A 19,879-nucleotide genomic window follows, 5' to 3' on the forward strand; every position below is an offset into this window, starting at 1 on the left:
TCCTCAAAACGTTTATTTATCACTATAACGCACTCCTTTTTTCGGTTTGTTGAAGCAGCTATCTCTATCTATAACTACTACAAAATGGTAATTGAGTCTTTTGTATTGAGCAACATACGAAAACAGCCATTGAAAAAGAACATCTTTGAAAAGCACGTTCTTTTATTACTATTTATACTAATCTTACAATCGATATGTTAGCCCCTGTCCCCTGTTTCCACAGAGACCGTACCTACTAATTGGAGAGAAATAGTCGAACCTTTCAGTTAAAGGGAGGCTTACCTCATTGGCACGTTGAAAAGATACTACTACTGACAAGGTAGATGGAACCTAGCCCAAAATGATATCTTCCAATTTCAGTTGCAGCATAATTTATGATATTACAGTTGTCCTAAGTGTTTGATTAACGCTATCATCCATCATAATAGAGTCTTCTGAATGTTATGGACAGCTTTTACTACAGTTTCTCTCCCCTTGCATTCAATATATGTGATAAACCCATAACTTCCATCGCTATGGAAGGCAGTAACATTTTAATGGCATCTTCCCGGTCAATTATTATACAAGGGTAATGTTTGGGTTGTTAGGTAAGGACATACTAGTCCCCTCTCTGTTTATAAATAAATTTCCCTTACGTTACTCTCTTTGGGATAAATGTGCAGGTATACGTTAGCCTCTTTTTGGCAAATAAAAAAATAGACCATCCAGTCAATAATAAAGATTGAGCGGAATGGACTACTTTTTAAACACCTTTTTCTCAATTGCATAACCATATTCGGCTCTCGGCTTTATTTCAATAACTTTACACTCTTTAGTGATACTCAACATTTTTGGCGATTGTCTATATTTTTCAGCACGATATTTGGCTTTGTCCATAATATAATCAGTCAATCCAATACTCACCTCTCCATAATTTCACAATCAGTTTCATAAAAATGACCACAGGCTGCTTTTTTTTCAATCCAGATGGCATATTCTATGTTTTCCAGACGATCAGATAAGGCATGATGAAGTATATACATGCATTGCTGGTCAATAGCATCAAACTCATGAGTATAACTCCAAAGAACCGTTACAAGGACGGTGTCAAAATGCTGATACGTATAAATCATGGAGTTTTTTGATGGTCCATATACAGTCGTTTGTTTATTCTTTATACAAGGCTTATCTTTATCTGCTGATATATAAGCCTGGTGTTTCCATTCTTCCGGTAAAGCCTGCCACTCATATACCCCCCAATTGATTCCTATCCTAACCTGCTCCCAGTATTCCTCCGCCATTATTTCCAGATAGAAAGCCAGTGCCTCTTTATAATCTGCCCAACCGGCTTGTTCATTATAGAAACGGTAGAGACTCATTTTATTGTTTTCGGCATAGATATTAGAAATGATTTTTAACCGTGCATATTGAAAAATTTCGACAGGGACTTGTTCCTCCAAAGGATCTTCATCCTCCAGCTCTATCTCAAACTGAAATAATCTGAAGCTCTTTAAACTCCTCGTTGCTAAAGGCACAAATAGAAATAGTAGTATCCAAATAATCAGCAACAACAGCCCTCTTCCAATAATCCGATTTGCATCTGATGTTACTATATTGGTCATCAATGCTACGAACCAACCTTTATCAAGGTTAGACAATTCTGTTACCATGAGCAGTTGTATCGGATTCATCAAGACTTCCTGATATGCCATCACTAAACTTGCCAATGTCCAGCCGGCAATACTAACTAACCCCAATTGATAAAAATAAAGCATTCCTTTCTTGGCTATCGAGCGAAATAACTCTACGCATCCTTTCATTCGAAACCATTTTTTCATTATCATCAATTCCTTTATAAGGATTTTGCTAATGGCAACTACCTAAAGGGGGATAGTAATGAATAATTAAATAGTGTAATTGTTTCGTTGTATCTGATATATCAGTCGGCTTTCAGACTCAGTTGGCTGGATTTCCGTCCAGTTCGGCTGGATTCTGTTCCATTTTGGCTGGATTCTGCTATTTATATACTCGCTTTGGCTAATTTCAGCTCCACGTCAGCAGATTTTCCTCTGCTTAAGATGAATTCCCCACAAGTTTTGTTGTTTTACATCATTTTTTTATACTTCATCTGGAAACACCTCCTAGTTTTGCAGATTCCATTGAATTCCAGATCAGATTAATCCACTCTCTCAATTAATCCTATTATCAATCAGCCTCCCAAAAATCGGGAGGCTGATTCGTAAGTTTCAATTATTATTGTACTCTTGCAAAACCGAAACCGGATGCGTAATCATCACCTGTAGCGGCTCCATATCCACCTTTAATATCAACTAACTTCGCACGTCTTTGTAATTCCGCGCGTAGCTGTGTATGAGAGTATCCTGTATTGGAAGCCCATATTTTTGCTGCCAATCCGGATACATGCGGTGTTGCCATTGAGGTTCCACTGATTGTATTATATCCACCCGTATGCCAGGTTGATTCAACTGCAGAACCTGGAGCAGAGATTTCAACATCCTTTAAGCCAATTACATAATCACCATCTGTGGATGGGTTACCTCTGGAAGAATAGTTAGCCACACGGTATGTTCCATTTTGCTGAACATTCTCAAGAGCTGCCACAGCCACTACATTCGCCAAAGCACCCGGATATCCGATTGTATTGGCAGAATAGCCGCTATTACCAGCTGCCGCAATAATTAGAACACCTTTTCCATAAGCATATGTTACAGCACTGCTAATGAGAGAGTTATTAGAGCTGGAACCAAGTGACATTGAAATAATTACTTTTGAACCTGTAGAGGATGCTTGGTCTGCCGCATGTCTAATTGCTGCTGCTATATCATCTGAATAACCAGATCCATCGTCACCCAAAACTTTATAGGCCCATACTTTGGATTGAGGGGCAACCCCATATACGCCAGTACCATTGCCAGCCACTGTTCCGGCTACATGGGTACCATGACCATTCCCATCAGCACAGGAGCCATTCACAACCGTGCTGCTTGTTTGAGTGAAATCCTTACATTGTTCAATATTGGATGAAAGACTCGCATGCGTTTTTAACACGCCTGTGTCTAAAACTGCTACTTTAATTCCACTGCCGCCTGATGTAGAAGTAAGAGAGCTATTATTATAGATTGCTTTAATTCCCCATGGCACTCGGGTTGTAGGTGCAGAAGTAGCTTTTTCTATAGCAGTTGCAGCAATTTTAAATTCAGGTACTTTTTCTACTTCGATATTTTTATTTTCCAATAGTTTCTGATATTCTTTTTCAGAAACATCTGTCGTAAATCCTTGGTTGCTGAAGTCTCGGTGTGTCCCCATATTTTTCTTTACTTTTGTTTTTTCTGACTGAGATCCCTGAATCAGAACACGATAGGTTTTCTCTGAGCTGACATCCTTTGCCTTTGCAGTCGACCTATCCTCAGCATTTGTTCCTGAGCCAAAAGATAAAGCCATTGATACACTTAGGACAACTCCAGCAAATATCTTCCTTTTTTTCATCTTTCAGTCTCCTCTCGTTTTTTGAATTTTCTGTGAACTTTTCTTGTTGTATCGTTATTATAGTGGCTATTTTTTTCTTTGAACACGGAACAAATTAACTATTAATTCAGAATTATTATTTTCTATTTTGTCAAATAAAAAAACTTTCCCAAGTTATCAGATTAGTTTTTGTGACAAATTACTATATTTTTTGCGCTTTTTCTTACCTATCGACATTTTTCTATCCTATTTGCGACCTATTTGGCGATTAATACAAACGGGTGTTTGTACCTAGTAGAATTATATTTTCCCAATAAAATTTATGTAAATTTTCAGATAATTTAATAATCCACTAAATTAATTATGCAAAAATGAAAACAAAAAAGAACTGATTGATTGGACAATCAGTCCTTTTGACCCTCTCTAAAATGACACCATTTATACGATTGGCGGCAAAATGGGAGCTTTTCTTTTCATCTATTCTCCTCCTTAACTAGTAGTCTGTATAAATATATTGCAAGGCTTTCTGAAACTTTCCTGATTTCTTATAATAATCTGCCAAAATTTTACTAACACTGCGAATATCATTATAATGAGATTCCCCATTATATAGATAAGGAAGGGTATACTCTTCTAAATAGCTAATCGCTCTTTCTTCTTCCCCCTGAATCATATATAAATAATAATTGGGCAGCATTTGATATATTTTAGACCCGGTTTCTTGAGCTTTCTTCTTTAAGTGATGTAAATACTCTTTCGCCTGTTCCCATTCTCCCAAATAATAAGAGGTTTCTGCCAAAGCATAAAGGCTCACCATAGAAGATTGGGCATTCTCCGCTTCACAATTTACAGCTTTATAATAATAGTCTCTTGCTTCACTCAGCTCTCCTTTTTTCTGCTTTAAATAGCCAATATTATGATAGGCAATCGATAAAGTTGCCGATTCATTTAGGATCTCAGCATTTCTTTTCAAATGTTTATAGCACTCTGCTGCCACCTCATAAATGCCTGTATCGGTATAACTAATGCCGAGAATCACAAGCGTGTGCATAATTCGCTTTATATTATATTGGGCAGTAAAGGCATTTAGTGCCTCGTTAGCATAGAAGATAGCATGCCCATGCTGTTCCATATGACATTTAGCAAGTGCCAAATGATAATAAACATCCGCAGAAACACTCATCCCATCCCTGCTTGCAGAAACTAATTCCTCTAAAACTTCATTGGCCTGTCTGTACTTATTTTGGATGAGCAGACAAATAGCATGATAATAATGAAGCAAATATAGCTCCTGATAATTTAAATTCTTCTTATGTTTATCAAGCCATTTATAGTGTTGAATGGCTTTTTTAGTATCCTTAATAAATAATAAATATCTCATTTTATACAATTCATATAAAAATAAATGTGGTGTATAGGCAATGAAATCTACCAAACTATCTAACTTCCGATCAATCTCTTTTGCCTCTTCAATCTGAAAATAATTGATGCATTCAATCCATTCATCCAGCAATCTTTTCACCGTATTATTTTGTTCATAAACATTCGTTAAGTCTGCTCCTAAACGTTGTAATAATAAATGGATAGTTTGGTCATTTGCTTCCTTCTCATTATGTTCAATCTTACTTAGATGAGGTACAGAACATATGCCTTCGACCAGCTCACTTTGAGTTAATCCCTGCTTAGTCCGATAATATTTAATCAACGAACCTACTTTCATGCACCCACCCTCTTCCATTTGTTTCCAATATTATATATTTAAAAGTCAAGTTCTAACATACATCCTGAAACCTATTTTTATAATTTTCGTTCCCCTCATTTCATCATTTACCGACATTCAGTCTGATATTATAGCGGATTTTAGTCAGTAAAAATAAAAACCTGGCTATATGCCAGGTTCATTAAATATTTCTTAGCCACATTCATTCTTTTTCAGCATGGTTCGCCGTTTGCGTAATCTTATCCCTTTAATTCTAACTTGTTCTAAATCATTCGGAAGGATATTACGATACTCACGAAATAATTGTCTCCATTTCAAGGTATAAGCACTCCCTTCCTAAAATTTATTTTGAAAGCAAAAAATCCACCTTGTCTATTGGCAAGGTGGATTGCTGATTATCTCCAGTTTTTCACTTCAGCTTCTGTTTTTCTCACGTGTTCCATTATTTCCTGAATACGAACCCGTTTATTTTCCCAGCATTTTGGACTTAGATCAACCGGATATTTTTCCGGATTAAGGAACCGTTTATATTCATCCCAAAGCAAGTCCAGGTTATCCTTTGCAAATTGTTGAATAACCGTCAAGTCTGGTGTTTTATACACTAATTGCCCATCCACAAAGATGTTTTCATGCAGTGGTACTGCATCAAAATTTGTTACTTCCTTGCTAATGAAGGTATGTACAGGATGGAACATAGTCAATATTTTCTCAGAAGCAGGATTTTCATATTCGAGTGTAATATAATCCCCTTCCGATTTATTTGTTTCCTTATTAATAATCCGATACACATTCTTCATGCCAGGAGTAGTCACTTTTTCAGGATTTGCACTGATTTTGATTGTATCAACCATATCGCCGTTTTCATCTTCAATGCTGACCATTTTATATACAGCTCCTAAAGCTGGCTGGTCATAGGCCGTGATCAGTTTGGTTCCGACACCCCACATATCAATTTTGGCGCCCTGTGCTTTCAGGTTCAGGATTGTTGCTTCATCTAAATCATTGGAAGCCGTAATTAATGTATCTGTGAAGCCTGCTTCATCAAGCATTTTGCGTGCTTTCTTAGACAAGTAAGCTAAATCCCCACTATCCAAACGAATGGCTTTAAAATTAATTTTATCGCCCATTTCCTTCGCTACTCGTATGGCAGTTGGCACACCTGATTTTAATGTATCAAAGGTGTCAACAAGGAAGGTGCAATCATAATGTGATTCTGCATATTTTCGGAAGGCTGTATATTCATCCCGATAAGCCTGAACAAGCGCGTGCGCATGAGTTCCTACTACCGGAATGCCGAATTTCTTGCCAGCTCTGACATTACTGCTTGCCTGAAAACCGCCGATATAAGCGGCTCTTGTTCCCCAAATTGCCGCTTCCGTTTCCTGTGCTCTCCTTGTACCGAATTCAAACAGGGATTCACCACCAGTTACTACACTCAGACGTGATGCTTTTGTTGCAATAAGAGTTTGGTAATTAATAATATTCAATATTGCTGTTTCAACCAGCTGAGCTTCTGCAAGCGGAGCCTCAATTCGCATTAAAGGCTCATTTTCGAAAACGAGCTCGCCTTCTTTCATGCTTCTGATGGTGCCTGTAAAACGCAGTTCTTTTAAATATTCAAGGAATACTTCGTCATACTTAAGCTCTTCCCTTAAATATTGAATATCACTCTCTGTAAATTTTAAGTCTTTAATATATGTAATCACCCGTTCAAGTCCGGCAAATATGGCATAACCGTTCTTAAATGGGTTGCGCCTGAAATACACATCAAATACCGCTTTTTTATTATGAATCCCATCTTTAAAATAGGTTTCCATCATATTAATTTGGTATAGGTCTGTATGCAAAGCAAAGCTGTCGTCCGGATAATGTGTCATCAAACTTCCTCCTTCAATTACAAAACACTGGCTCCCAGCGTATTTTCAAAATGGGATAAGGCCCACTCATGACCTGCTTCATTAAAGCTCGCCACTCCATTTTTATGTATTACTATTTTAAACCCTTTATTATAGGCATCCACTGCTGTATGCAAAATACAGATATCTGTACAAACTCCTACTAAATGTAATTCCGTGATTCCGCGTTCACGCAATTTAATTTCCAAATCAGTACCAGCAAAGGCAGAGTATCGTGTTTTATCAATCCATAGCAGGTTCTCTTGTCCAATATTAGTATTATACACATTTTGAAGATTTCCAAATAATAAACGACCTTCGGTACCACGTATATTATGCGGTGGGAATAATTTACTTTCAGGGTGAAATGGATCATTCTCATCGTGTACATCAATAGCAAATACAACAAAATCTTTGTCCTCAATGAATCTTTTTGTTAAAGAAACAATGTACTCTTCAATTTCCTTTCCAGGTTTACCGCATGTTAATTTGCCAGCATCTGCTATAAAGTCATTTGTATAATCTATATTGATTAAAGCTTTCATCTCTCCACTCCCCTATCCATTTTCCATCAAATCCGCTTATCGTACGTATAGAATATCAAATTGTATTACAAAATGCCTACTTTGATTTTAAAGAAAGTCAACCACCAATAAAATAAACAGCGCTTTTTGATACGAACACAGTGGTTATTAAAATCGTATCAATCCTTTAAATCTTTAAAGTCGACCCTAAATCCATATCGCCATACAAGAATAGCTGTGATCAGCAAGACTCCCCCATATCCATATAAACCATACTCAACCTTGCTTATAAGAAAGTGAAAACCTGCAAATACGCCAAGAATGAAAAGCAGGAAAACGGTCTTAATCCCCTCATTCTCCTGTGTTGCAGAAGTTGGTTTAGAAAATGGCAATATAATTGTATATGTCCTGAACGACAGGACTGCCATTATAAATAACGTAAAGAGACCAATCAATAGATCCCAAAAGATAGCACTTCCATATATAAGAATAAATAGAAAGCTATATGCCAAATAGATGGGAAGAACATACTTGGCCATAACCGCATTCCATGTACCTATAAAGATAGACTTAGCACTCTGTAATGGAGAGGCCCTGTATATCCATGCTCCTTTATATGAATCGGTATATCGGAGTGCAATAGCAATAGTTGGAATCATAAGCGCACTGAAATAAATTGTATAATAACCGCTGCCATTTTGAATACCTTTCCATCCATTTTCCCCGAATTGATTGAGTAGTGTAATAAACGGAAAAATAATAACCATTCCAATAGATGGATATACCTTCAGTTTAAACGCCTGTTCGTTTTTCATGAGGTTTTTTGCGAAATGATAAAAGACTCGTTCTTCTTTATTTCGTAATAGGAACATTGAAAAATAACTGCGTTTCTTTTTCGATAAGGCTCCTGTATGATTAGTTAACTTTTGTAAATACTGCTCAAAGTTTTGAACATTTTTAATATAAATAATGACAGAAACAAGCGGTACAATTACAGCCAAGCTGATTAAGAGAATATATTGCCATGCAAAATTCCCATTTAGTATTACCTCAAAGGGAGCGGCATACCAAATAGGCGCAAGAATATAGCTCCACCAAGTTGGTGTAAATTCTACTTGCCTATCTACAAGGTCAAATATCCTTACCGTTAGTTGATAGCCAACAATCATTAAAATAGACAAGGAGATTTGTACATAACTGATAAAATCCTTTAATTTCTCTCCATCAAAATACTTTAAAATAACCAAGTAGATTAAAGCAGTAAGCAAGACTATCCATATATCAATCAATATAATGACCAGCAAAAATAACAGACTAAAGCCAATTCCTTGAGTAACAATAGCAGCAATGAACGCAGGCGCAATAAAAATAAGGGTTATTGTGCCAAGGTAAATAATAATATGTATCAGCTTTGCCACCGAGACCGTTCTCCCATCAACCGGTCTAGACAATAAAATAGACTGATCCCGTATATCAAGCATCACATGGGAAAAATCAGATATTAAAGATGTAATGATAAAAAACATAAATACCGCAAACAACATACTCATTTGGAAAAAATAATTTTCACCCATAATAATAAAAGGAATCAGTATTAGACCCATAAGCGCATAAACCCATAAGGATTTTAAAAATTGATTTGAATCCTTACCTGTATTTCCAGACCCATCATTCATCAAAGTTGGAACTCTTCTGGCATCCATTGTAAGCTTAACCTGAAGAATTCTTCTCATAACCGGATAATCAATTCCCATCCACTGAAAGAGCTTTTGTCCTCTATCCAACACACGCAAACTCATAAATTTTTTCATCTATTAATCCTCTTTAACAACAGATACAATATCTTCGGCAATTGAACGATGCTGTGTAAAACCAGTTAATTGGTTAAAAATTTCTTCAAGAGTTCCTTCCTTGCCAACATCCTGTAATTCTGCAAAGCTTCCATCTGCAACAATCCTGCCTTCATGCAGTAAAATAATTCGATTGCTAATTTTCTCGACGACATCCATGATATGTGAGGAATAAAAAATAGTTTTTCCCTCGCTTGCCAGCAGTCCAAGCAATTCTTTAATGACCATAACGCTATTCGCGTCGAGACCGCTTAAAGGTTCATCTAAAAATAAAATATCCGGATTATGAAGAAGGCTTGAAATTAATAGAACCTTTTGCTTCATCCCTTTTGAATAACTATTTATTCGTGAATCATACATTTCTTCAATATTTAATAGCCTCATTAGTTTAAAAGCCTTTTGGTCAGCCTGCTCATAAGATAAGCCATAAAGCTCACCTATAAAAGTCAAATATTCACGTGCAGTCAATACATCATATAAATCTGCCAATTCAGGCACATAGCCAATTCTATTTTTATAGGTAATCCTATCCTCAGAAAGCTCTTTATCAAAGACCTTCACTGAGCCTGTATAGTCTGTAAGGAGTCCGAGCAATATTTTAACTGTGGTAGTTTTCCCCGCCCCATTGGGACCTATATAGCCAATAATTTGTCCCTTGTTTACATCAAGATTAATTCCTCGAAGTACTTCTTTCGATCCATAATGCATTTGAAGATTGCTAATAGAAATCACCAGTTCAGCCATTTTCATTCTCCCCAAAGACCCATTTTGGTATAGTATATCAAAACGGGTCGTTAATTTGCATAATTTTCTAATTTATCCTTTTTAGGTATTACTTCTGGAATCCTTCATGATGCACCTAAATGCCTGTAAAGTTCAAATTTCTAATAACCTAAACCGATAATGATTCAAAAGCTTGAATAAGATCATCAATCAAATCATTCGCATGCTCTATCCCAACAGAATAGCGCAGCAAACAATTACAGACTCCATTTTGTGTACGCACTTCCTCAGGGATATCCGCATGTGTTTGTGTAGCAGGGTACGTCATTAAACTTTCTACTCCACCCAGACTTTCAGCAAAAGATATGATGCGAAGGCTTTTTAAAAATGGATTGATCCATTCCTCTGATTTCAGCCGGAACGATATCATCCCCCCTTTACCAGGATAAAGGACATCTGTCACTTCTTCTCTTTCTCTTAAAAATCGGCTGATTATCTTAGCATTTTCCTCATGCTGCCTCATCCTTAGGCTCAATGTTTTCATTCCCCTCATCACAAGCCAGGAGTCAAATGGCGGCAGTACAGCGCCTGTTGCATTTTGATATTCTTCTAGGCGCGCACCAACCTCTTTACTCTTTGAGACAATTAATCCAGCCAATACATCATTATGTCCTGCTAAATATTTGGTGGCACTGTGGACAACGATATCTGCTCCCTGCTCAATCGGTCTTTGCAAAATGGGTGTATAAAACGTATTATCCACAAGGAGCAGTAGATTGTTAGATTGGGTCAGTTGAGCAATTTCTTTAATATCCATTTCCTGCATAAGCGGATTTGTCGGTGTTTCTATAAAGAAGGCCTTCGTATTTTCCGTAATGGATTCAGCGAAATCTTCATATGTATGGCAATAGTTAAACTTGATGCCATACGTCTTCCATATTTGCTCAAATAACCGATATGTCCCTCCATACAGATCGGCAGAGACGGCTATTTCATCACCTGGAGAAAATAAACATAGCAATGAGTGAATGGCAGCCATACCTGAACTAAAGGCAAATCCCTGTTTACCACCCTCTAGCTCGGCAATTGCTTCCTCTAATAATTTTCTGGTTGGGTTTCCTGTTCTTATGTAATCAAACCCTGTTGATTCCCCTATTCCGTTATGGCGATAGGCTGTGGAAAAATAAACTGGCGGATTAACAGTACCTGTTTGTGTTTCACTTCGATTGCCTATTTGAGCTAAGAGTGTTTCGATTTTAACTGTTGTCATATGTATGACCCCTCTCTCTTTATTAATCCCCGAAATACAGTTACTCTGATTTACCTTCATCCGGCTCTAATTTGCCATCAAAGTTACGAATTACTTACATCCACTCATTTTCCCAGTGAATAAAAATATGCTTAAAAACGAAAAAAGTCTTCAAGAAGAAGACTTTTCATTAGAGTGAGTCCCTTCTTATCGGCCAGGAATGATTGTTCCTGCAGGAATTAGCACCTTTCCATATTGGCGGTTGCTGAGACTTCACAGGGCCTGTCCCTCCATCTCTCTTGATAAGATTTTTCAGAATATTTATTTAACTATAAATTTACAGTCCTACTGCTAAAAAAGCAAGTTATTTCTGCCTTTATTGTCCAACTTTTTAACAAAGGTATATAATAAATCTATACATAAAAAGGAGTGATTCGGAACCATGAAAGCCAATGGCCAGGAAATTTTCCAGTACATAAAAGACCTTGTATCCATTCCAAGTCCGAGCGGCTATACAACGGAAGTAATTGATCATGTAGCACAGTTTTTACAATCTCAAGGAATACCTGCAGTAAAAACAAATAAAGGTGCCCTATTGGCAACAATCAAGGGACAGGATGATTCAAAGCACCGTTTTCTAACAGCCCATGTAGATACATTAGGTGCTATGGTGAAAGAAATCAAACCAAGCGGGCGTTTAAAATTATCGATGATCGGCGGATTTCGTTGGAATTCTGTTGAAGGCGAATATTGTAAAATCCATACAGCTGAAGGTAAAACGTTTACAGGGACGATTCTTTTAAATCAAACTTCTGTCCATGTTTATCAGAAAATGGGAGATATTAAACGCGAGGATGCAACGATTGAAGTTCGAATTGATGCTGTGACAAAAAGCAAGACGGATACAGAAGGTCTAGGTATTTCTGTAGGTGATTTTGTTTCCTTCGAGCCCCGTGTTGAACTGACAGACAATGGATTTATTAAATCCCGTCATTTAGATGATAAAGCGAGTGTCGGCATACTGATGTATATCATTAAACAGTTAAAAGAAGAAGGCATCACTCTCCCCTATACGACCCACTTCTTAATTTCAAATAATGAAGAAATAGGCTATGGCGGAAACTCCAACATTCCTGCTGAAACTGTTGAATACCTGGCTGTAGATATGGGAGCAATTGGAGAAGGACAATCTACGGATGAATACAGTGTTTCCATTTGTGCAAAAGATTCTAGCGGACCCTATCATTATGGCCTGCGTCAGCATTTAGTCGAATTGGCAAAGCAACACAAGATTGATTACCGTGTAGATATATATCCTTTTTACGGATCTGATGCTTCTGCTGCCATCCGTGCCGGCTATGATATCATACACGGATTAATTGGACCCGGCATTGATGCTTCACATGCTTTTGAAAGAACCCATATCAGCTCTATTGAACATACTGCCCAGTTAATCTGGAATTACTTACAATCAGAATTAGCCTAATTTCATACTAAACGTTAACCCATCACCATTTAAGTGATGGGTTTTTATTATAATAACCGTTTGATTTTTCCATAAGCAGCCTTGGCTTCAGCATATCCTTGATTGTACAGCTTTTTCAGCTTTTTAGGGTTACGCTCAACACGGCTGACATCTGATTTCACTAATGGACGAATAATGACGACAAGTCCCTTTTCTTCTTGTTCCTCCAAATAGCGGATCGTGTCATTGTAAACGATATGCCGTTTGCGAAGAGCCTTTAGCAGCCCTTGATAGTTCTTATATTTTCTTTTTCCAAGCCAATCAAGCGACGATGCTTTCATATAGCCTTTATTCCCAGTAAGCACAACGATATTTTTCGTATTCCCGTCTGCTTGAGATTTTTGTATCGGTATTGGATCGGCAACACCGCCATCCAGCAGCATTCTTCCATCATAAGAGATTTCCGGAGCAAAAAAAGGAATCGAACTGGATGCGCGCAGAATCGTTGTAATATCTTTTATTAGGTGCTCTTTTCTATAGTATACAGGTTCGCCTGTTACGCAATCTGTAACACCCACGACAAACTGTTCCTTTGCTTCACAAAAAGCCTTTATATCAAATGGGACCAGTTCATTTGGAATTTTATCAAAAATAAAGTCCATTCCAAATAATTCACGTTTCTTCAGAAAACGTTTATAGGATAGGTATTCCGGGTGTGAGACATAATCGATATTCGCCGCATAATTACGGTCTATTTGCCGTGCAATATAAGAAGAGCCATTACATGCACCAGCTGAAACACCAATTGTATATGGCACATATATATCCTGTTCCATCAAATACCTCAGAACTCCAGCTGTATATAGCCCTCTCATTCCGCCACCCTCTAGAACCAGGCCTGTATTATGCATAACAAGTAAACTCCTTCCCCAGAGAATCCTTATTATTTTGCCATGACCCTTCTTAAATAATTACACGTTTTAAAACTATTTCAGGGAATTTTTTACTATCCTATTGACAGTTTTAGTGTATTAACTGTATAGTACACATATCAAGTGTATGAACTACATAGTACACACACTAATAATTGGTTAAAAAGCCATAGGAGATGAATTAATGAACATCATCTTTAATAACCGGGATCCTGTATATTTACAAGTTGTCCGTTACTTCAAAGAACAAATAGCGACCGGTCGGCTTGCAAGCGGAGAGGAGATTCCTTCTCGACGTGAGCTTGCCAATCTTCTAAAAATAAACCCCAATACTGCTCAAAAAGCGTATAAGGAAATGGAGGAACAGGGATTGATTCACACAGAAAGAAATTTCCCAAGCCGGGTCACAACCGACAAGGTCATATTGTCAAGCGTTCGTCAGGAACTCATTGTTGAAGCCGTTGATACCTTTGTTCAGGCAATTAAACCGATTCAATTACCAGTAGATGAACTGTTGAGTATTGTCAAAGAAAAATATAATGCGGAACAAGAGTAAGGAGGGGATTTCATGTTAGAAGTAAAAAATGTAACGAAAAAATTTGGAAGAAAAAACGTATTGGATGATGTATCATTCACAGCCAACAAAGGGGAAATCACGTGTTTAATCGGTATAAACGGTGTAGGTAAAACAACGATTATGAAATCCATCATGGGCCTTACTCCTATTGATGGTGGAGAAATTCTTATAAACGGAACTAAAAGAACGAAGGATACGTATGAGAAAATCACATTTATTCCAGATACGTTCACGATGCTTTCGAACTTCACCATTATGCAGGCAATGGATTTTATGAATGATTTTTATGAGAGTTGGAACCAAGATCGCGCCGATGAATTATTGAGCTTTTTCAAATTGGATGAAAACATACGGATTTCAACATTATCTAAAGGAAATACCGCGAAAGTGAATTTGTTATTGGGATTGGCTCTGGATGTTGATTATGTTCTTATGGATGAACCATTCTCCGGTATCGATATTTTCAGCCGTGAACAAATAGCAGATGTCTTTACAAGCCACCTGATTGAAGACCGCGGTGTTATCATCACAACCCATGAAATCAACGATATTGAGCACCTCATTGATAAAGTTGTTTTGTTAAATGACGGAGTCGTTTATAAAGAATTTAATGCAGAAGAAGTTCGAAATAACGAAGGTAAGTCTGTCGTAGATGTAATGAGAGAGGTGTATAGAGGATGAATCGCTTTTTTAAGCTTGTGAATATGGAGTTAAATCGATTTACAAAAATTTTATTTGGATTGATTATTGCTGTTTTTATTATACAAGTTGCCGGGTTAATCATTGAAGCTAACATCTACATGAGTGACGCTAATAAATCATTAACGAATGGTGTCCCTATAGAAGTCTTTATTGAAGAATTTGGTTATTATGGCATGGACAATTATGTGAATTCTATTTGGTTTAATGGTCCGATTGCCTTATGTGCAGGTGCCATCTTCTTATATATCTTTCTAATTTGGTACCGTGACTGGTCAGGTAAAGGATCCTTTATCTATCGTTTATTAATGATTCCTACATCAAGAATGAATATTTATTTTTCGAAATTAACAGCTATAATGCTACTTGTACTCTCACTAGTATCTATCCAATTGATACTCCTTCTAATTGAATCAAAAATTTTGAAATGGTTTATATCAGCGGATTATTTACATGAGGTATCGATTGGCAGCTTAATCAAGGGATCTCAATTTATTACGGTTATTCTCCCATCTACCTTCACAGAATTCGTTTTATATTATGGTGCAGGATTTATTGCTTTGAGCATCCTATTCACGGCCATATTGCTTGAGCGCAGCTTTAAATGGAAAGGAATCATTCTTGCCATCCTATACTGTGTAGGTGTTATAGCTGTATTATCAGCACCTATTATATTAATCGAATTATTAGAAATAGGTAATTACATTTATACATCTGAGCAAATCATCATTGTAAGCGTTACAGCCAGTATTTTAGGCATTATCTCCATTTTATTAAGCCGCTATTTATTAAATAAGAAAATAACTGTGTAAGGAGAGGAAACATATGAAAAAATATCGAAATTCTATTCTGATCCTGCTTGTTGCTGTGCTATCCATATCAGTATTTTATATAAATCAGGCCTTTTCTTCCTCCACCCTCCCTGATTTTTACGTCAAACAAATAAATGGAGATGCTAAAATCTTAGACACCTTATCATTGGAAGCAGATTATCAAGTAGGTGGATTCACAGAAACGTTTAATGTAACGAAAGAGGGGGCCACTTATCGATCTGAATTACCTTTTTTTGAGCAGGTGGACTACGGGGAAAAATATTTAGAAACAGCGGAATTGAAAGATTTAGCAAATCAGTATTCTTCCTTTATGAGAGGAAAAATTTATAGTAACCAGTTGTACAATGACACAAATCAAGTCATTTTTGTCGACTCCAAGTATGATTTTTCTACCAGACATGGAATGCATAATTTCAGTTTAAAAATTGATCAGCTCAATAAGAAAACAGAGGATACAACCTCTTTTGAAGTAAACCTGCCCAATCAGGAATATTCATCTTTTATTGAAATCCTTGATGTCCAAATCTCCACGAATGAATTATTTGTCATGACACGCAGTAATTCGAAAGATGGGACAGAAATACTTCAGGAATATACGATTAACCTTAAAAAGGAAAAACTAATTGACGATAATTCGATTTTGACAACTGAACAATCAACGGATCAGCAAGATATTTATATAACCAGTTTAACAGATACTAACCCGACGCAAGCTCGTACTCATTTTACATTTCAGATAGATAAGACTATCCATACAGATGAAAACAGTCAAACTGTTAGCCGTGACTTATATGTGTACAACTATAAAACAAAGAAATTAGATAGGTTGACCCTTCCGAGTGATTTAACGAAACAGCTATTACAAGAAGATGGTTCTAGTTTTAATATAGCTTATGATCAAACTTCATTATATGTTTCCGCTATTAAAGATGAGAACGGAAAGAAAATAGTCGCTATGGTTACGTATGATTTTGAGAAACAAAAAATCACAAAGGATCATAAAATCCAAGTGAACTCAGAAATGTTTGATCACAATATAAATGTATATCACAACAAAATGATTCTCACTTATAGAGGAGAAAAAAACAAACCTTATATAAGCATCTTTAATTTCGAAGACGGAAAATCCATTTTCGAAGGAACGATTGAGACAAAAAGCAACGATCAAAAGATAGACTATATGGATCTATATTTATATCAGATTATTGGTCTATAATGTAAAAATTGTTTTGTTAACTTCAAAAAGGGAATACAATAACCAAATGATGATTTGGAGGAATTCCCCATGTACTATGTTTATTTTGAAACGGAGCCAAGGCTTTTGCATGAAGGTACTAAATACAACGTGGAGGTTCCGACCAGAGAGTTGCAGGATCAAATAGCCAATGAACTTGAGAAATATGGAGAGGTTTTCAATATACAAAAACTCGATGCTCCTGTGGATCAATTCCCGGTGCTGACAAAAGAAACCTATAAACGCAATATTTAAAAACGGAAAGGTGAATGGCTCGAGAGCCATTCACCTTTTCCACACCATGTGGAGATGCAATTTTATCAATCTGTTTTACGTGCGTGTTCAAATGGGAGAATGACATATTCACATGTACCGACTATATCATCTTCATCTATGTAGCCCAATCCATTACGGCTATCCCTGCTGTTCAACCGATTATCTCCCATCACAAAATAATGATCATTAGGAACTTTCAATGGATCAAAGTCACCTGTTTTATTCATTTTCAGTAAATCAACTTCTCCTTGTTCATCAGGCAGATATGGCTCATCTTTTTGCTTGCCGTTTATATAAAGCGAGTCATTCTTATATTCAACCTTTTCTCCAGGTAACCCTATAATCCGCTTTATATAGTATTTATCTTTTCCATCATCTCGAATGACTACTATATCCTGACGATCAACTGAACCGCTATACGCCGCTAACTTATTGACCAAGACTTTTTCATTATTATAAAGTGTTGGTTCCATTGAGGCTCCTTCAACTATAAAAAAGGAAATGATAAATGTTTTTACAAGATAAGCTAAGACGATTGCAAATGCGATAGAGATAATCCAACTTCCTACTTCAGTTTTAAATAACTTCCTCAATCGCAGTCTCCTTCTTTCAAGCATGATTCCTCTAGTTGTTTCTACATATGATTCTTATATTTTATACCCATATAATATGCTAAGATACCTACAAACGATATTACATTTTCATTACGATTAATTTACATCTAGTAAGGGAATACAATAACATCCATTTTTCATTCACGTGAGGAGTGAAACTCCAGTATGTTGTACTTATCGAAAAATCATGATCCAAATAAAAATGAAATTCTCTTATCTAGATGGCTTCCCTCAAACCAAACTCCAGCAAGTCTGGTAAAAGAGACGTTTTCATTGCTTAATGAAAAATTAAATAAGTTTTCCCCTCTTTCCATGCCTAATCGGAAGCCACTAAGGGATTTAAAATATGCATTTCCCCGTCTCTTATTGACAACAAGCAGACAGCCTGAGCTAAAAAATCCAGCTGATTTCACAATCTTGAACGGTCACCCTTTTCCAGCATGGAAAAAGAAATTAGATGAAGAGTATCAGCATTTAAATCAAAAGATCCAGGAACAGATCAATGTAACCGACTATGGTGCTGTTGGTGATGGGATAACAGACAATACTAAAGCGTTTGAGGCTGCTCTTGGTAAAGGTAAGCGAATGGTTTATATTCCGGAAGGTGTTTTTATTGTTAAGGGACTAAAGCTCCCCTCCTACACATGTCTGATAGGAGAAGGTAAAGATAAAACGGTTCTTAAATTAGCCAATGAAACACCAAAGAAAGCTATTCTTATTACAAACTCTAGTCCAATCCGTGGTAATCATCATATTCTCGTACAGGGGATGACACTTGACTGGAATGTAGAAAGGCTTCCACAGAGCGATCGAACTAGTTCCGGTAATAACCGTTCGAGCTGTTTAACATATGCTCATGTTACTTATGGATGGGTGAAGGATGTTGTAGCCCGTAATGCAGGTTTACACTGTTTTGATGTTTCAGCTGCCTACTATACATATTTGGGCGATGGCACACGTTCGAGATGGCCGAGCCAATATATATGGTTAGATCATCTTTCTGGCTATGGATTTGGAGATGATGGAATAACAACACATCATAGCAGCCATATTCTGATTACAAACAGCCATATGTGTGATCCAAGCGGCAGAGCTCACATGAAGGGATTCTCCAATTCAAATGGGTTTGAGGTAGATGACGGATCTGACGATGTTTGGCTGATTAATAATTCTTCAACCAGGTGCTTTGGAGGGGTTGAAATAAAGGCGCATGGTACTGCATCAGCTGCTTCCAATGTTCATATTATCGGACATATATCTATCCATGATAATCGTTCCTATAACTTTCGGCACATAGGCCACCATCTCGAATCAGAGCCACAGTCTAAATCTGCCTTTAATATAACAGCGACGAATATCGTTGCAATTGCACCCATTTTCACAGATCTTTATGAAGGCTCGACTCCAAGGTGTCTAGTCGTATCAGCCTATCAAAATGTGGTTATTAACCATTTCACTCTGCTCGGAGATTCGAATTATGATTATCAAAGGAATCCAATGGTTTCCATTCAATATAAATCTCGTCATATCACACTGGCAAATATAACAATAGAAAATTTCCAAACTGCGGGTACGGATATAAAAATAGTTGGCGGCAGGCAGCATACCGATGACATTCGTTTAAGTACTATTTCCATAAAAAACTCAGCTCCAACTGCCATCGATATTGGTAAAGGTGTAGCAAAAGCAACTATATCAAATGTACAGGCTGAATCAAAGATTGGAGATATCGCAATTAAAAATGCCAACCATAAAGTCAAGCTGAATAATATTCATACGGTTGGATATAAGACACCCATTTTAAAAATGGATTAAAACTTAAT

Annotated in this window: 20 protein-coding genes and 1 riboswitch; of the genes, 7 read left to right on the top strand and 13 right to left on the bottom strand. The window is 36.9% G+C overall.

The features are described 5' to 3' along the window. Nucleotides 1-457: 457 nt before the first annotated feature. The 11 genes from AC4BHA_RS12195 to AC4BHA_RS12245 form a co-directional block, all read right to left on the bottom strand. On the bottom strand, nt 458-532 hold the full coding sequence (locus AC4BHA_RS12195) for an alpha-helical endospore appendage domain-containing protein (RefSeq protein ID WP_483861449.1): 75 nt from the start codon (nt 530-532) through the stop codon (nt 458-460). 203 nt (nt 533-735) lie between these two features. After that, nucleotides 736-891, bottom strand: a complete 156-nt coding sequence (locus tag AC4BHA_RS12200; RefSeq protein ID WP_175354270.1) for a hypothetical protein — start codon at nt 889-891, stop codon at nt 736-738. An 8-nt stretch (nt 892-899) separates the two neighbouring features. Next, nucleotides 900-1,817: a hypothetical protein gene (locus AC4BHA_RS12205; RefSeq protein ID WP_066104763.1), complete on the bottom strand. Its 918-nt coding sequence runs from the start codon at nt 1,815-1,817 to the stop codon at nt 900-902. A gap of 415 nt (nt 1,818-2,232) precedes the next feature. Continuing rightward, nucleotides 2,233-3,486, bottom strand: a complete 1,254-nt coding sequence (locus AC4BHA_RS12210; protein ID WP_139892445.1) for a S8 family peptidase — start codon at nt 3,484-3,486, stop codon at nt 2,233-2,235. A gap of 472 nt (nt 3,487-3,958) precedes the next feature. After that, nucleotides 3,959-5,185 carry a helix-turn-helix domain-containing protein gene (locus AC4BHA_RS12215; RefSeq protein WP_066104769.1) on the bottom strand — a complete coding sequence of 409 codons (1,227 nt, stop codon included), beginning with the start codon at nt 5,183-5,185 and terminating at the stop codon, nt 3,959-3,961. Between the two features lie 192 nt (nt 5,186-5,377). Next, on the bottom strand, nt 5,378-5,503 hold the full coding sequence (locus tag AC4BHA_RS12220; protein WP_257469149.1) for a hypothetical protein: 126 nt from the start codon (nt 5,501-5,503) through the stop codon (nt 5,378-5,380). Nucleotides 5,504-5,580: 77 nt separating this feature from the next. After that, nucleotides 5,581-7,062 carry a nicotinate phosphoribosyltransferase gene (locus AC4BHA_RS12225; RefSeq protein ID WP_066104773.1) on the bottom strand — a complete coding sequence of 494 codons (1,482 nt, stop codon included), beginning with the start codon at nt 7,060-7,062 and terminating at the stop codon, nt 5,581-5,583. Nucleotides 7,063-7,079: 17 nt separating this feature from the next. Continuing rightward, a complete protein-coding gene (locus AC4BHA_RS12230; RefSeq protein WP_139892446.1) occupies nt 7,080-7,625 on the bottom strand; it encodes a cysteine hydrolase family protein in 546 nt (181 codons plus the stop codon). A gap of 158 nt (nt 7,626-7,783) precedes the next feature. Next, on the bottom strand, nt 7,784-9,415 hold the full coding sequence (locus AC4BHA_RS12235) for an ABC-2 family transporter permease (protein ID WP_490558725.1): 1,632 nt from the start codon (nt 9,413-9,415) through the stop codon (nt 7,784-7,786). 3 nt (nt 9,416-9,418) lie between these two features. Then, nucleotides 9,419-10,204 (bottom strand): ABC transporter ATP-binding protein, encoded by a 786-nt coding sequence (locus AC4BHA_RS12240; protein ID WP_066104780.1) that lies wholly within the window; start codon nt 10,202-10,204, stop codon nt 9,419-9,421. A 142-nt stretch (nt 10,205-10,346) separates the two neighbouring features. Beyond that, entirely contained in the window at nt 10,347-11,447 is a 1,101-nt protein-coding gene (locus AC4BHA_RS12245) for a methionine biosynthesis PLP-dependent protein (protein WP_066104782.1), read from the bottom strand. A 183-nt stretch (nt 11,448-11,630) separates the two neighbouring features. After that, a riboswitch (SAM riboswitch) is annotated at nt 11,631-11,735 on the bottom strand. Nucleotides 11,736-11,868: 133 nt separating this feature from the next. Here AC4BHA_RS12245 and AC4BHA_RS12250 point away from each other — a divergent pair. Further along, nucleotides 11,869-12,912 (top strand): M42 family metallopeptidase, encoded by a 1,044-nt coding sequence (locus AC4BHA_RS12250; protein ID WP_066104788.1) that lies wholly within the window; start codon nt 11,869-11,871, stop codon nt 12,910-12,912. Between the two features lie 47 nt (nt 12,913-12,959). Here the strand turns inward: AC4BHA_RS12250 and AC4BHA_RS12255 are convergent, their stop codons facing one another. Further along, on the bottom strand, nt 12,960-13,802 hold the full coding sequence (locus AC4BHA_RS12255) for a patatin-like phospholipase family protein (protein ID WP_066104791.1): 843 nt from the start codon (nt 13,800-13,802) through the stop codon (nt 12,960-12,962). A gap of 205 nt (nt 13,803-14,007) precedes the next feature. On the opposite strand from AC4BHA_RS12255, the gene AC4BHA_RS12260 reads away from it, so the two are divergent. From AC4BHA_RS12260 to AC4BHA_RS12280, 5 genes are all read left to right on the top strand, one after another. Further along, nucleotides 14,008-14,379: a GntR family transcriptional regulator gene (locus tag AC4BHA_RS12260; protein WP_066104793.1), complete on the top strand. Its 372-nt coding sequence runs from the start codon at nt 14,008-14,010 to the stop codon at nt 14,377-14,379. A gap of 12 nt (nt 14,380-14,391) precedes the next feature. Beyond that, entirely contained in the window at nt 14,392-15,081 is a 690-nt protein-coding gene (locus tag AC4BHA_RS12265) for an ABC transporter ATP-binding protein (RefSeq protein WP_066104796.1), read from the top strand. Next, the gene (locus tag AC4BHA_RS12270; protein WP_066104800.1) at nt 15,078-15,911 is read left to right on the top strand and encodes a hypothetical protein; all 834 of its coding nucleotides are present in this window, start codon (nt 15,078-15,080) and stop codon (nt 15,909-15,911) included. Before AC4BHA_RS12265 ends, AC4BHA_RS12270 begins: the two co-directional genes overlap by 4 nt. A gap of 13 nt (nt 15,912-15,924) precedes the next feature. Next, on the top strand, nt 15,925-17,148 hold the full coding sequence (locus AC4BHA_RS12275; protein ID WP_139892450.1) for a hypothetical protein: 1,224 nt from the start codon (nt 15,925-15,927) through the stop codon (nt 17,146-17,148). Between the two features lie 69 nt (nt 17,149-17,217). Further along, the gene (locus tag AC4BHA_RS12280) at nt 17,218-17,421 is read left to right on the top strand and encodes a hypothetical protein (protein ID WP_066104806.1); all 204 of its coding nucleotides are present in this window, start codon (nt 17,218-17,220) and stop codon (nt 17,419-17,421) included. Nucleotides 17,422-17,486: 65 nt separating this feature from the next. Here AC4BHA_RS12280 and lepB read toward each other — a convergent pair whose 3' ends face one another. Continuing rightward, nucleotides 17,487-18,035 carry a signal peptidase I gene (lepB, locus tag AC4BHA_RS12285; RefSeq protein ID WP_254654709.1) on the bottom strand — a complete coding sequence of 183 codons (549 nt, stop codon included), beginning with the start codon at nt 18,033-18,035 and terminating at the stop codon, nt 17,487-17,489. Between the two features lie 186 nt (nt 18,036-18,221). Here lepB and AC4BHA_RS12290 point away from each other — a divergent pair, with 186 nt between their 5' ends. Beyond that, nucleotides 18,222-19,871, top strand: a complete 1,650-nt coding sequence (locus AC4BHA_RS12290; RefSeq protein WP_139892452.1) for a glycosyl hydrolase family 28-related protein — start codon at nt 18,222-18,224, stop codon at nt 19,869-19,871. Nucleotides 19,872-19,879 lie beyond the last annotated feature (8 nt).

The organism is Pradoshia sp. Z3_51 (genome assembly GCF_058215915.1).